We start from the raw sequence: 12,695 nt of genomic DNA, 5'->3' as shown, positions 1-12,695 counted from the left end.
AACAACCCATCCAATCAGGAAACCTCAGAGCGAGTGCATCCGTCGCCAGCAGCGCCGCCGCCCTCGTTGGTGAGCGGTATATAGTTCGGGCCCGGCGGCGAAGTCAACGGCCATTTCGAAAAAATATCGAACTTTTTTCCGGGTGACAAAACGTTAATCATAGCCCCGATACGGCCGGTGTGTTTGACGAATTGCGGGGAAAACCGCGCGTGCCACCCTTGACACGTCCGGACGGCAAATGGCGCCGGCGAGCTCGTCGCGCAGCGCTTCGGTCAGGCCCGGCCAGCTCAGTCCTTGATCTTCAGCGCCGACATGATGCGCTCGAGATAGCCGAGCAGCAGCGCCGAAATCACGAAGGCGAGATGCATGACGGTCAGCCACATGAGCTTCGCATCGGTATATTGCTGGGCATTCAGAAAGATCTGCAGCAGATGGATCGAGGAGATCGCGACGATCGAGGACGCGACCTTGATCTTCAGACTGCCGGAATCGAGCTTGCCGAGAAACGAAACGTCCTTTTCGGCCTCATCGAAACGGCTGACGAAATTCTCGTAGCCGGCGATCATCACCATGAGGATGAGGCTTGCGACCAGCGCGGCATCGATCAGCCCGAGCATGGCGAGGATCATTTCGGCCTCGTCATAGGTGAAGACGTTCGTGGCGACCTTGAGGAACTTGTAGAGGAAGGAAACCGCATAGACGAGCAGCGCCGCGACGAGGCCGAGATAGAAGACGATCAGGATCCAGCGGCTCGACAGGATGATGCGTTCGACGAGAAGCTCGAGGGATTTCATGGGGTCTCCGTTCCAGTGACGCCGGGTTCGAGCATTTCCGGCGAAAGCGGGATCCCGGAAATACTCCAGAATTCTGTTTTTCCCGCATTGTCCGGCGCCGAAGCGATTCCGCTTCGGCTGGAAATGCTCCGGCCTCTGAATAACCAATGGCCCGTTCAGCGGCAAGCATCCGGCAGCAGGGCGCCGATCATCGCGACGAAGGCGGATCCCGCCTCGGCCAGCGGCCCGCTGTTGTCGAAGGTCGCAACGGGGCAGCCGGGTCGAAAGGCCTTCGGCCGGCGTGCGAGCCGGGCCTCTATCTCCTCGCGGCTTTCGCGGCCGCGGCCGGCAAGGCGGTCCGCCAGCACGTCGGCGCGCGCGGTGACCAGCGCGACATGCAGGCGCGGAACCGCCGCCTCGAAGCGCGGCAGCGCCGAACGGCTGCCGTTGACGACGACCACGCTGCCGTCCGCCATGGCCGCGAGCGCCGAGCGCGGGATGCCGTAGCTCAGGCCGTGCGCCTCCCACCAGACGCAGAAGGCGCCCTCGTCCCGCATCCGCGCGAAAGTCGGCGGATCGACGCCCTCGTGCGCCTCGCCGCCGGCATCGGCCGGACGCGTGATGACGCGCCGCGCGAAGACGACGCGGCCGTCTTCGCCAAGGGCCTTCGCGGCAAAGGACATGACGGAATCCTTGCCGGCGCCGCTTGGTCCGACCACGACGACCATCGCCCCGCCGGCACCAGGGACCGCGGCGACGGGCGGCCTGGCGATCGCGTCCATCCCGGTCATGCCACCCGCATTCCCTGGCGCCAGACAGAACGGACGACCGGCACGCCGCTCTCGCGGCGCACGCGCACGAGATCGGCGCGCAGCGCCGGCGCGATGCGGCCCCGGTCGTCGAGACCGACGGTCTTCGCCGGCGTCGCCGAGACCATGGCAATCGCCTCGGACAGGCTGATGCCTTCCATCTCGTCGGCGAGGATGAAGGGGGCATGGATGAGGCTCAGCGGCACGTAGTCGGAGGACAGCACGTCGAGCACGCCCATCGCCGCGAGATCGCGGGCCGCGATGTTACCCGAATGGGACTTGCCGCGCACGATGTTCGGCGCGCCCATCAGCACGCTCATGCCGGCGACGTGCGACGCCTTCGCCGCATCGAGGCTCGTCGGGAACTCCGCAAGCCGGATGCCGTAGCCGATCGCCTCCTCGACATGGTCGAGCGTCGCGTCGTCATGGCTCGCGACGGCGATGCCCCGCGCGGCGCAGGAGGCGACGATGGCGTCGCGATGCGGCTTCGCGTAGCGCGCCGAAAGCTCCTGCTGGCGCCTGCAGAATTCGGCGAAGGCCTCGTCCGAGAGGCCGCGCTTGGTCTTGTAGTAGAGCGTGTACTGTTCCATGGTCTGGAACTGCCGCTGGCCCGGCGCATGGTCCATCAGCGAGACGAGGCGGACCTGGGGATCGTTCTCGAATTCGTGGAAATGATCCATCACGTTGTCGGTCGACACTTCGCAGCGCAGGTGAATCAGGTGATCGGCCCTAAGCCGGTCCTCGCATCCCGCTTTCGCCAGCGCATCGGCCATAGCCCGCATCTCGCCCTGCTCGAAGCCACCGTCCTCATCCGAGCCCATGCGCAGGCAGTCGAAGACCGTGGTGATGCCGGAGGTCACGACCTGCGCGTCATGGGCCTGAATCGCCGCCATCTTTTCCCAACGCACGCCGGGGCGCGGCGAATAATGCGCCTCGAGATGGTCTGTATGGAGTTCGACGAGGCCCGGGATCAGGAAGTCGCCGCCCATGTCCTCGCCGGCCGTCGTCGGCCGATCGGCGATCTCGGCGATCACGCCGTCGCGCACGAGGACCGCACCGTGGACCACGCCGTCCTCCAGCACGATCCGGGCATTGGTGAGCGTCAATTCGGTCGTCATGTCAGGCCGTCTTTCGGTTGGCTGCTCCGCCCAGCGGGAAGCGGGCGAGCGGGAAGAGGGAATGAACGGTAAAGTCCGCGCCGCGCGAGGATTCGCGGAAGAGCGCCAGGCCGCCGACCGGCAGCGACGGGCCGTCGTGTTCGGCAAAGTGGACGCGCAGCGCGCGCTCCACGGCCGGCGCATCGCCTGCGGGCACAGGGCCGGTCAGGGTCATGTGGAAGCGGAAGCTGTCGAACACATAGGGATAGCCCCACTGGACGAGGTTCTGGCGCTCGTCGCTCGTCAACCGGTCGGGCCTGCGGCGCGCGATGTCGGCCGAGGACAGCGGCGCCCGGAAGCGTTCGAAGCGGCGCACGACCTCCGCAGCGAAGGCCTGCAGAGGCGGACAATCCTGCCCCGGCACGAGGGCGAAGAACGAGCCGAGGCGACCAATTGCCAGGTCCGGGATCTCGAAGCGTTCCGTCTCACCGACGAAACGGACGATCTCGGCGACCAGTTCGGCCTCCGTGGTTCCCGGCGCCAGTTCGAAGGGCGCCTTCAGCGTCGCATGAAAGCCGTAGCGGCGCGGGTCGGCGGTCAGCGCGGCAAACGCGGAAGCGTCGAATCCCTCGACCGCCGGCTGTTGCAGGGCAGCGCCCGTGAACGCGTTCCGGCCCAGCCAGCGCGACGCCCTGATCGTCAGCGCGTCGCTTGCGGGCGGGGTGAAATAGAGGCCATATCGCAACGTGTCATTCCCATTTCGTAAGACGGCGCCGGAGGCGGCAGCCGTCCCAGCATCAACCGGATTCGTGTGGCAGCATCATGCCACGCCGGCGCATTATTCCAACGGCCTCAATGCGGCTTCTGCCCCATCAGCCGGGACCGTAGCGCATTGGAGATCCCGTCGAAGACGAAGACCACCATCAGGATCAGCAGGACCATATAGGCGACGTTCTCCCAGTCCGAATTGGTCCGCATCGCTTCCCAGAGCTTCAGGCCGATGCCGCCGGCGCCGACCGCACCGATGATCGTCGCCGATCGGGTGTTGGATTCCCAGAAATAGAGTGCCTGGCTGGCAAACAGCGGCGCGACCTGCGGAAGGACGCCGAAGCGCTGGACCGCGACCGGCGGCGCGCCGACGGACTTCACGCCTTCGCGCTGCTTGTCGTCGATGTTTTCCAGTGCTTCGGAGTACAATTTTCCGAGCGTGCCCGTGTCCGTGAAGAAGATCGCCGACATGCCGGCAAGCGGTCCGGGGCCGAAGGCACGGGTGAAAAACAGCGCCCAGATCAACATGTCGACCGAGCGCTGGAAGTCGAAGAAACGCTTGCAGATCTGGTTGACGACGCGGTTGCGCGTGATGTTGCGGGCGGCGATGAAGGACAGCGGGAAGGCCACCACCATGGCAAAAAGCGTGCCGACGAAAGCCATGACGATCGTCTGCAGCAGCTTCGTCCAGACGTCGAGATGCTGCCACTCGGCATTGTAGAGGATATTGCTCCAGGCAAGCGAGAGATTGGAGCGGTCCGGATCGAGGCGCCCGCCCCAGGCGATCAGGCCCAGCACCTCGCCGGCCGACCTTCCGAAGAACGGCGAATGCGCGTCGAAGAGAAAATTCTCCCAGCCGAGGAAACGCCTGCGGACAGCCACCTCGTCGGTGTCGATTTCGAGCCAGCCGGACAGGCCGAAGCTGACCGTGATCTTCTCGCCCGGGTGCCTCTGGACCGCCCAGCCGGGCAAGGTGTCCTGGAGAGCGATGACCGCGCCGTCGGCGATGCGCGCGCGCAGTTCCTCCGCGCCGCGATAGACCGTCGCCTCGCCCGGTGTCACCACGACACGGTCGGTGGCGTTCAAGGCGATCTCGGCGCGCGTTACGACGTCCTGCGTGACGGTCTCGCTGCCGGCAGCGGCCTCCTCCGTCGTGCCGGTCTCCGGGGAACCGCTTGTCGCGGCGCCCGGCGCCATGAAGCTGAAGCCGTCGTCCTTCTTCGCGGTTTGCGCGGACGGCGTCTCGATCGTGCGGGTCATCGTCGCCCGCTCCAGCGTCACCCAGTCCGGATCGGGATTGGGGCCGAGGGGATCGAAACGCGGGTAGCTGATATGCATGGCGCCGTCCGGATCCATCTCGATCTCGGGTCGCACTTCGTAGGATACCCAGTCCGCCAGGTAGGTGCCGGCGATCGACCAGTTGGCGCGGTAGAGCACATCGCCGATCGCAAAGAACCACCAGCAATAGAGGCTGTAGAGAAGCGTCGCCGCGATGAGAAGCGGCATGCGGAAACGCGACCAGACGGAGCGCTGGAAGACGGCGGGATGGCGGGAGGCGATCGCGTCCATTTCGGCCGGGTGCAACTTGGTCATAACGATCCCCTACTGCGCGAGCTGGAAGGCCTGGTTTCCGACAAGGCGACGGCGGAGCCAGGCCGAGAACTGGTCGACGGCGACGATGGTGCAGAAGAGCAAGAGCACGATCGCCAGCGTCTTGGCTTCATGCCCCTGCCCGATCGACAGCCGCAGCAGTTCGCCGATGCCGCCGCCGCCGACGGCACCGATGATCGTCGAGGCGCGCACGTTGATTTCCAGCCGCAGCAGGAAGTAGCTCATGAAGTTCGGCATCACCTGCGGCACGATGCCGAACCAAACCCGCTCCACCCAGTTGCCGCCGGCAGCCCGCAGGCCCTCCTCCGCCTTCATGTCGGCATTTTCGACGACCTCGAAGAACATCTTTCCGAGCGCCCCGACCGTATGGATCGAGACCGCAATGACGGCCGGGATCGGCCCGAGCGACAGGATGGCGAGGAAGAAGCCTGCCAGCACCACCTCCGGAAAGGCGCGCAGGATTTCCATGAGACGGCGCACCGTGCCGCGGATCCAGGGATTGGGCATCAGGTTGCGGGCGGCCAGAAAACACAACAGGAAGCCCAGGCCCAGCCCGATGAGCGTGGAGAGCAGCGCGATGTTCAGCGTCTCGAGCATCTTGTAGAAATATTCCGGCACGTAGAGGCTCTCGGTGATGTAGAGCCGCCCCTCCGGGTAGTTGTACTTGAAGCTGCCATCGTCATAGGGCGACGGCAGGTCGAACAGCGCGCGGACGACCTCCATGCCGTCGCGCGGGATGAGGTCGTGGAAGAAGTCGAAGAAATACGGCAGGCGGTCGAAGAATTTGCCGGCGTTGGTTTCATTGGCGAACCAGAGCGAGCCGGACACCGCGATCAGCAGGATGGCGAGGCCGATAAAGCTGTAGGTGCGGCGGCGTGAGGCGAGTTCCTGCCAATGCTGTTCGATCAGGGCGCCGCGAGGGCTGAAGGCCTGCGAAGATGTCTGTGCCGCCATGGCGCTGTCGCCTCGTGGTCCCACCCGTAGAGGGTTTGGTCAAAATGGACAGGGCGCCGGCGAGGATTGCCGGCGCCCTGCCGTGGATTGGCAATCAGCCGCCGATCGTTGCCTTGCGGGCGTCGATGATCGGCTTGTAGAAGTCGACATTGACTTCGACATAGCCGGTGAAGTCGCCGCCCTGAATGGCGGAGAAGCAGGCGGCGTCCGTCTTCGGCAGATCCATCATGAACTGCTTGAACTTGGTCTTCATGTCGTCGTTCATCGACGCGCGAACGACGATCGGGCCGTTCGGGATCAGCGGCGACTTCCAGAGCTCGACGAGGTCGTTCATGTCGAGAATGCCCTTGTCGACCATCTTGCGCAGATTGCCGGACGTGTAGCCGTCCTTGAACTCGCCGACGCCCGAACCCCAGGTCGTACCGGCATCGAACGTGCCCTTGACGACTTCGAGGACGAGGTTTTCATGACCGCCGCCAAAGCCTGTCTCGCCGAAGAATTCCTTGATCGGACCGCCGACAGCTTCCGGCAGCGTGACGAGCGGAACGAGGTAGCCGGAGGTGGAGTCCGGATCGGCGAAGCCGAGCTTCTTGCCCTTCAGGTCTTCGATCTTGGTGATGCCCGAATCCTTGCGGGCGACCATGATCGAGTGGTAGCCGGTCGAACCGTCGGTCTGGACCGTCGTCAGGATCGGCTCGACGGCTTCGGCATTCTCCAGATAGATCTTGGCGTAGCCCGACGCGCCGAGTTCGGCATAGTCGAGCGTGCCGCCCAGCAGGCCCTGGATGACGCCGTCATAGTCGGCGGCCGGGAAGAAGGAGACCTTCTCGACGCCGAGCGTTTCCTTGAGGTGGCCTTCCATGCACTGGAAGTTGCGCAGGCGGTCGGCTTCGTTTTCGCCGCCGAGGATGCCGACACGGAATTCCTTCAGGTCTTCCGCCTGAACATGGCCGGCGAGCGCGATCAGCGCAACGGCGCCGAGAAGAGCTTTCTTCAACATAAATCCGTTCTCCTGTTTGACCGGCTCCGCCGGCTCGTGGGAAGTCTGCAGCCCTTGACGCGGGCCGTTCGATCCTGGCGGCGTCAGATGCCGGCCAATGCCAGCGGCGTCGGGCTGGCGGATTTCCTGGCATTGTCCTGCCGCGCCGCATGTGTGCCGATGGCGGTGGACGTCATGGTCTCGTCGATCTCGTTGCCGTCGGAATCGGTGCCGTAGATCGTGCGAACTGCATCCGCGTCGAGTTCGCGGGGCGAGCCATCGAAGACGACCTTGCCGGCCGCCATGCCGATGATGCGCTCGCAGTAGTTCCGGGCCGTGTCGAGCGTGTGCAGGTTGGTGACGACGGTGATGCCTTCGCGCTCGTTGATGTCGCGCAGCGCATCCATGACGATCTTGGCGTTCAACGGATCGAGCGAGGCGATCGGCTCGTCGGCGAGGACCATTTTCGGCTCCTGCATCAGGGCACGGGCAATCGCGACGCGCTGCTGCTGGCCGCCCGACAGCGTGCCGGCCATCTGGAGCGCCGTCTGCTCGATGCCGAGACGCTCGAGCGCGGCGATCGCCATGATGCGCTCGTCGCGGGTGAACATGTTCAGCATGCTGAGCACGGTCGAACGGTGGTTCAGGCGGCCGAGCAGAACGTTGGTCAAGACGTCGAGACGCGGCACCAGGTTGAACTGCTGGAAGATCATGGCGCAGTCGCGCTGCCAGTTGCGCAACGCGGCCCCCGAAAGCGCGGACACCTCGACATCGCCGAAATGGATCGAGCCTTCGCTCGGATCGACAAGGCGGTTGATCATGCGCAGCAGGGTCGATTTGCCAGCGCCCGAGCGACCGATGACGCCGACCATCTGGCCCTGCGGAATGTCGAAATTCACCGCGTCTACGGCAGCATGCTTTCCGAACCGGCGAGTCACGTTCTTCAGGCGAAACATGGCATCCCTTTCGAGGCGTTCAGTCATACAGCGTTGAAGGGGCAATAGCGGCAGTTCGTGAATGTGGAATGTCAGATCGACGTTGCTTTTGTGACAGTCCACATGTCTGTTTTTTCAGACATTTCGGCGCTCAACACTTCTTCGTAACGAGTGACGAACGCTTCCGCGTCCAGCACGCGAAAATCGTCGAGCGCCGCGCGCAACCGGGCGTGGTTCCAGTCCCACCATGCAAGGCGATCCATGCGTTCGCCGATCCCCGGACCGAAGCGGTCGCGGATGCGCTTGGCCGGGACCCCGCCGACGATCGTGTAGGGTGCCACGTCTTTGGTGACGACGGCGCCGGAGCCGATAACGGCACCGTTGCCGACGGTCACACCGGGCAGGATCGTCGCGCCGTGGCCGATCCAGACGTCGTGGCCTATGACGACGCGATTGCCGCGCCGCCATTCGAAGAAATCCGCCTCGTCGTCGGCATCCGGCCAATAGTCGCCGGCGCGGTAGGTGAAATGATGCAGCGTCGCGCGCCATGTCGGATGGTTGGTGGCGTTGATCCTGACGGCAGCGGCTATGTTGGCGAACTTGCCGATCGTGGCGCACCAGACCTGGCTGCCGCGCTCGATATAGGAATAGTCGTCCATCTCAAGCTCGGAAATCCGGCAGGCCTCGCCGATCTCGGTGTATTTGCCCAGGCGGCTGTCGGCGACCGTCGCGGTCGGGTGGATCAACGGCGCTTCCGACAGCTTGGTCATGCGGCAGCCTTCCGCGGCGAGAAGGCGGAGACATCGACGATGCGGTCGGCGACCTTTTCGCGCACGTCCTCGTCGTGGAAGATGCCGAGCAGCGCCGCGCCCTTCGCCTTCTTCTCCTTAATCATCGACACAACGACCGCGCGGTTCCTGGCGTCGAGCGAGGCCGTCGGCTCGTCGAGCAGCAGGATGCGATGGTCGGTGATGAAGCCGCGGGCGATGTTGACGCGCTGCTGCTCGCCGCCGGAAAAGGTGGCCGGCGGCAACTGCCAGAGCTGGTGCGGCAGGTTGAGGCGGGCGAGCATCGCTTCCGCCGCGTCCCGCGCCTCCGCCGGGTCCGTGCCGCGTGCCGTCAGCGGTTCGGCCACCACATCGACGGCGGCGACGCGCGGCACGGTGCGCAGGAACTGGCTGACATAGCCGAGCGTCACCCGGCGCACGGCAAGGACGGTACGTGGGTCGGCCGTGGCGAGATCGACCAGCCGGCCTTCGTGCTCGACGAGGATCTGCCCCTCGTCCACGCCGTAATTGCCATAGACCATCTTCAGCAACGAACTCTTGCCGATGCCGGATGGCCCGCCCAGCACGACGCATTCGCCGGCCTTGACCGAGAAGGTGACGTCGGAAACGACCGGGAGGCGGATGCCGTCGCGCAGATGCATTGTGAAGCTTTTCGCGACTTCGGAAACGACGAGGGGTGTCGGCATGGTCACACCTGCAGGATGGAGGAAACGAGAAGCTGGGTGTAGGGCGCGCGCGGATCGTCAAGCACCCGGTCGGTGAGGCCCTCCTCGATGACGAGACCGTCCTTCATCACCATCATGCGGTGCGACAGAAGCCGGGCGACCGCAAGGTCATGCGTGACGACGATCGCCGAGAGACCGAGGTCCTGCACGAGGCCGCGCAGCAGGTCGAGCAGGCGGGCCTGCACCGAGACGTCGAGGCCGCCGGTCGGCTCGTCCATGAAGACGAGGCGCGGCGACGTCACCAGGTTGCGCGCGATCTGGAGACGCTGGCGCATGCCGCCGGAAAAGGCGCGCGGCTGGTCGTCGATGCGGTCGAAGCCGATCTCCACCCGGCCGAGCCAGTCGCCGGCCGTCTCGCGGATACGGCCGTAGTGCCGGTCGCCGACCGCCATCAGGCGCTCGCCGACATTGGCGCCGGCCGACACCGTCATGCGCAGTCCGTCGGCCGGGTTCTGGTGCACGAAGCCCCAGTCGGTGCGCATGAGGAAGCGCCTCTCGGCCTCGGACATGCGGGCAAGGTCGCGCATCTGGCCGTCGCGCATCCGGTATTCGACCGTGCCCGAACTCGCCATCAGGCGGGTGGCCAGGCAGTTGAGCAGCGTCGTCTTGCCCGAGCCGGATTCGCCGACGATTGCCAGGACCTCGCCCGGCCAGAGATCGAAGGAGACGTTGCGGCAGCCGGTTCTCGCCCCGTAGAATTTCGAGACGTCACGGACTTTCAGAAGCGGTGCGTCGGTCATTCTGCGGCGTCCTTCGTCTCGGCGAGCATCGCGCCGCGGTGGCCGTGGGTGCGCCGGTCCTCGCAATGATCTGTGTCGGAGCAGACGAACATGCGCCCGCCCCTGTCGTCGAGCACGACCTCGTCGAGATAGACATGCTCGGCGCCGCAGAGCGCACAGGGCTTGTCGAAGGTCTGGACCTCGAAGGGGTGATCCTCGAAGTCGAGGCTGACGACATCGGTATAGGGTGGGACGGCGTAGATGCGCTTTTCGCGGCCGGCCCCGAACAACTGGAGCGCTTCCGACATGTGCATCTTCGGATTGTCGAATTTCGGCGTCGGCGACGGATCCATGACGTAGCGCCCCTCGACCTTCACCGGATAGGCATAGGTCGTCGCGATATGGCCGTTGCGGGCGATGTCCTCGTAGAGCTTCACATGCATGAGGCCGTATTCCTCCAGCGCGTGCATCTTGCGGGTCTCGGTCTCGCGCGGCTCGAGGAAGCGGAGCGGCTCGGGGATCGGCACCTGGTAGACCAGCGTCTGGCCCGCCTTGAGCTTTTCTTCCGGAATGCGGTGGCGGGTCTGGATGATCGTCGCCTCGCGGGTCTTCGTCGTCACCGCGACATTGGCGACCTTCTGGAAGAAGGCACGGATGGAAACGGCGTTCGTCGTGTCGTCGGCGCCCTGGTCGATGACCTTCAGCACATCGTCCGGCCCGAGGATCGCCGCCGTCACCTGCACGCCGCCGGTGCCCCAGCCATAGGGCATCGGCATTTCCCGGGAGGCGAACGGCACCTGATAGCCAGGGATCGCGATCGCCTTCAGGATCGCCCGGCGGATCATGCGTTTCGTCTGTTCGTCGAGATAGGCGAAGTTGTAGGTTGCAAGGTCACGTGCTGCCGTATTCATTCTGCGGCCTCCGCAATGTCGGTGTCGGGAGTCTCGCCACGCACCGCCTCGTGTTCGCGGCGCATGCGGCGGACGAGCTCGAGTTCGGCCTGGAAATCCACGTAATGCGGCAGTTTCAGGTGCTCGACGAAACCGGTCGCCTGCACATTGTCGGAATGGGAGATGACGAATTCCTCGTCCTGCGCCGGGGCAACCACGTCCTCGCCGAACTCCCCTGCCCTCAGCGCCCGGTCGACGAGCGACATGGCCATGGCCTTGCGTTCGCTCTGACCGAAGACGAGGCCATAACCGCGGGTGAACTGCGGCGGGCTCTTCGCCGAGCCCTTGAACTGGTTGATCATCTGGCATTCGGTGACGCGGATGCGGCCGAGCGACACGGCGAAACCGAGTTCGGGCAGGTCGAGTTCGATCTCCACCTCACCGACGCGGATTTCCCCGACGAAGGGATGGGTGCGGGCGTAACCGCGCTGCGTCGAATAGCCGAGCGCCAGCAGGAAGCCCTCGTCGCCGCGCGCGAGCGCCTGGAGCCTGAGATCCCGCTCCATCGGGAATTCGAGCGGTTCGCGGGTCAGGTCGCCCGGCACATGGCCGGCCGGCAGATCGCCATCGGACTCGACGAGCCCCTCACCCGCCAGGATGTCGGAGACGCGCATGACGGCTTCGCCGGCATCCTCGCGCTCGACGGGTGCATCGACCGCCTCGTCGGCAAGCAGCGACGGGTCGAGCAGCCGGTGGGTGTAGTCGAAGGTCGGGCCGAGCAACTGGCCACCCGGCAGATCCTTGTAGGTCGCTGACACCCGGCGCTCGATCCGCATCGAGCCGGTCTCGATCGGCTTCGAATAACCGAAACGCGGCAGCGTCGTGCGATAGGCGCGCAGGATGAAAATCGCTTCGATCATGTCGCCCCGCGCCTGCCGAACGGCAAGAGCTGCAAGGTCGCGGTCATGGAGCGAAGCCTCGGCCATGACGCGGTCGACGGCCAGGCCGAGCTGCGCGACGATCTGATCGATGCCGATCGCGGGAAGCGACCGGTCACCGCGGCGACGGTCGGCGAGCAGGCGGTGGGCATTGGCGATGGCGGCTTCCCCGCCCTTGACGGCCACATACATGGGTCAGCCCTCCTTGCGCGCGATGGCGGTTGTCCGCGGCAGGCAGACGATCTCGCCACCCGAAACCAGAATAAGGTCGATGCCGCGCGGGAACAGCCGCCGGTTCTCGGCCCAGAGCGCGAGAAACGCGTCCGGGAGGCCGCGCGGCGAGATGGCCGTCCGTCCGTCGATGCCGGGACCCGTCAGCACGAGCGGATCGCCGCCGGCAAGCGCGGGAACCTCGACGACCAGCGTCGTCGACCGGTCGGGATAGTCCTGGCTGCCGGCCGCGAAGGTGCTGAACGCCGGCGTCGGAGCCGCAAGTTCCACGAAGGCGAAGCTTGCGGCAAGCCGGTCGTCGGTCACGGTCGCACCGGTGTGAAAAGCCAGCCATTCGCGCAGCGGCGACCTGGCGAGCGCCGGCGTCAGCCAGACCGGCGTATCGTGGTCGCACAGCGCGAGCGCGAGCGCGCCGGCCGTCGCGCCGAGCGGCGCCGGCGGCGTGGCAAGCGGCGCGACAGGGCCGATCGTACCGGGT

At 65.5% G+C, this 12,695-nt stretch carries 14 protein-coding genes; all 14 read right to left on the bottom strand.

Features of this window, described 5'->3' with window-relative positions:
* Positions 1 to 287: 287 nt before the first annotated feature.
* A complete protein-coding gene (locus LXM94_RS12880) occupies positions 288 to 794 on the bottom strand; it encodes a TIGR00645 family protein (RefSeq protein WP_235771826.1) in 507 nt (168 codons plus the stop codon).
* A 155-nt stretch (positions 795 to 949) separates the two neighbouring features.
* Positions 950 to 1,555, bottom strand: coding sequence for a phosphonate metabolism protein/1,5-bisphosphokinase (PRPP-forming) PhnN (gene phnN, locus LXM94_RS12875; protein WP_235771836.1), 606 nt, complete (start codon positions 1,553 to 1,555; stop codon positions 950 to 952).
* A 5-nt stretch (positions 1,556 to 1,560) separates the two neighbouring features.
* The gene (locus LXM94_RS12870) at positions 1,561 to 2,700 is read right to left on the bottom strand and encodes an alpha-D-ribose 1-methylphosphonate 5-triphosphate diphosphatase (protein WP_235771825.1); all 1,140 of its coding nucleotides are present in this window, start codon (positions 2,698 to 2,700) and stop codon (positions 1,561 to 1,563) included.
* 1 nt (position 2,701) lies between these two features.
* Entirely contained in the window at positions 2,702 to 3,424 is a 723-nt protein-coding gene (locus tag LXM94_RS12865) for a DUF1045 domain-containing protein (protein WP_235771824.1), read from the bottom strand.
* A gap of 107 nt (positions 3,425 to 3,531) precedes the next feature.
* On the bottom strand, positions 3,532 to 5,040 hold the full coding sequence (phnE, locus tag LXM94_RS12860) for a phosphonate ABC transporter, permease protein PhnE (RefSeq protein WP_235771823.1): 1,509 nt from the start codon (positions 5,038 to 5,040) through the stop codon (positions 3,532 to 3,534).
* Positions 5,041 to 5,049: 9 nt separating this feature from the next.
* On the bottom strand, positions 5,050 to 6,012 hold the full coding sequence (gene phnE, locus LXM94_RS12855) for a phosphonate ABC transporter, permease protein PhnE (RefSeq protein ID WP_235771822.1): 963 nt from the start codon (positions 6,010 to 6,012) through the stop codon (positions 5,050 to 5,052).
* 94 nt (positions 6,013 to 6,106) lie between these two features.
* Complete coding sequence (gene phnD / locus LXM94_RS12850; protein ID WP_235771820.1) at positions 6,107 to 7,012, bottom strand: phosphonate ABC transporter substrate-binding protein; 906 nt, start codon at positions 7,010 to 7,012, stop codon at positions 6,107 to 6,109.
* An 83-nt stretch (positions 7,013 to 7,095) separates the two neighbouring features.
* Complete coding sequence (gene phnC, locus LXM94_RS12845) at positions 7,096 to 7,947, bottom strand: phosphonate ABC transporter ATP-binding protein (protein ID WP_235771819.1); 852 nt, start codon at positions 7,945 to 7,947, stop codon at positions 7,096 to 7,098.
* A gap of 71 nt (positions 7,948 to 8,018) precedes the next feature.
* Positions 8,019 to 8,696 (bottom strand): DapH/DapD/GlmU-related protein, encoded by a 678-nt coding sequence (locus LXM94_RS12840; RefSeq protein WP_235771818.1) that lies wholly within the window; start codon positions 8,694 to 8,696, stop codon positions 8,019 to 8,021.
* The gene (phnL, locus tag LXM94_RS12835) at positions 8,693 to 9,400 is read right to left on the bottom strand and encodes a phosphonate C-P lyase system protein PhnL (protein ID WP_235771817.1); all 708 of its coding nucleotides are present in this window, start codon (positions 9,398 to 9,400) and stop codon (positions 8,693 to 8,695) included. Before phnL ends, LXM94_RS12840 begins: the two co-directional genes overlap by 4 nt.
* A gap of 2 nt (positions 9,401 to 9,402) precedes the next feature.
* Positions 9,403 to 10,179: a phosphonate C-P lyase system protein PhnK gene (gene phnK / locus LXM94_RS12830; RefSeq protein ID WP_235771816.1), complete on the bottom strand. Its 777-nt coding sequence runs from the start codon at positions 10,177 to 10,179 to the stop codon at positions 9,403 to 9,405.
* On the bottom strand, positions 10,176 to 11,069 hold the full coding sequence (locus LXM94_RS12825; protein WP_235771815.1) for an alpha-D-ribose 1-methylphosphonate 5-phosphate C-P-lyase PhnJ: 894 nt from the start codon (positions 11,067 to 11,069) through the stop codon (positions 10,176 to 10,178). Before LXM94_RS12825 ends, phnK begins: the two co-directional genes overlap by 4 nt.
* Complete coding sequence (locus LXM94_RS12820) at positions 11,066 to 12,178, bottom strand: carbon-phosphorus lyase complex subunit PhnI (RefSeq protein ID WP_235771814.1); 1,113 nt, start codon at positions 12,176 to 12,178, stop codon at positions 11,066 to 11,068. The genes LXM94_RS12825 and LXM94_RS12820 overlap by 4 nt, the downstream gene beginning before the upstream one ends.
* Positions 12,179 to 12,181: 3 nt before the next feature.
* Positions 12,182 to 12,695, bottom strand: a 514-nt coding sequence (phnH, locus tag LXM94_RS12815) for a phosphonate C-P lyase system protein PhnH (protein WP_235771813.1), incomplete at its 5' end; no start/stop codon positions are given.

The sequence above is a fragment of the Rhizobium alarense genome (assembly GCF_021555155.1).
GTDB lineage: Bacteria > Pseudomonadota > Alphaproteobacteria > Rhizobiales > Rhizobiaceae > Rhizobium_D > Rhizobium_D alarense.
This window is presented reverse-complemented; position numbering and strand designations above follow the sequence as displayed.

Excerpts from the sequence above, each read along its gene's own strand:
- LXM94_RS12880 (WP_235771826.1), bottom strand. The coding sequence starts at position 794 with ATGAAATCCCTCGAGCTTCTCGTCGAACGCATCATCCTGTCGAGCCGC.
- phnN (WP_235771836.1), bottom strand. The coding sequence starts at position 1,555 with ATGGACGCGATCGCCAGGCCGCCCGTCGCCGCGGTCCCTGGTGCCGGC.
- LXM94_RS12870 (WP_235771825.1), bottom strand. The coding sequence starts at position 2,700 with ATGACGACCGAATTGACGCTCACCAATGCCCGGATCGTGCTGGAGGAC.
- phnE (WP_235771823.1), bottom strand. The coding sequence starts at position 5,040 with ATGACCAAGTTGCACCCGGCCGAAATGGACGCGATCGCCTCCCGCCAT.
- phnE (WP_235771822.1), bottom strand. The coding sequence starts at position 6,012 with ATGGCGGCACAGACATCTTCGCAGGCCTTCAGCCCTCGCGGCGCCCTG.
- phnD (WP_235771820.1), bottom strand. The coding sequence starts at position 7,012 with ATGTTGAAGAAAGCTCTTCTCGGCGCCGTTGCGCTGATCGCGCTCGCC.
- phnC (WP_235771819.1), bottom strand. The coding sequence starts at position 7,947 with ATGTTTCGCCTGAAGAACGTGACTCGCCGGTTCGGAAAGCATGCTGCC.
- LXM94_RS12840 (WP_235771818.1), bottom strand. The coding sequence starts at position 8,696 with ATGACCAAGCTGTCGGAAGCGCCGTTGATCCACCCGACCGCGACGGTC.
- phnL (WP_235771817.1), bottom strand. The coding sequence starts at position 9,400 with ATGCCGACACCCCTCGTCGTTTCCGAAGTCGCGAAAAGCTTCACAATG.
- phnK (WP_235771816.1), bottom strand. The coding sequence starts at position 10,179 with ATGACCGACGCACCGCTTCTGAAAGTCCGTGACGTCTCGAAATTCTAC.
- LXM94_RS12825 (WP_235771815.1), bottom strand. The coding sequence starts at position 11,069 with ATGAATACGGCAGCACGTGACCTTGCAACCTACAACTTCGCCTATCTC.
- LXM94_RS12820 (WP_235771814.1), bottom strand. The coding sequence starts at position 12,178 with ATGTATGTGGCCGTCAAGGGCGGGGAAGCCGCCATCGCCAATGCCCAC.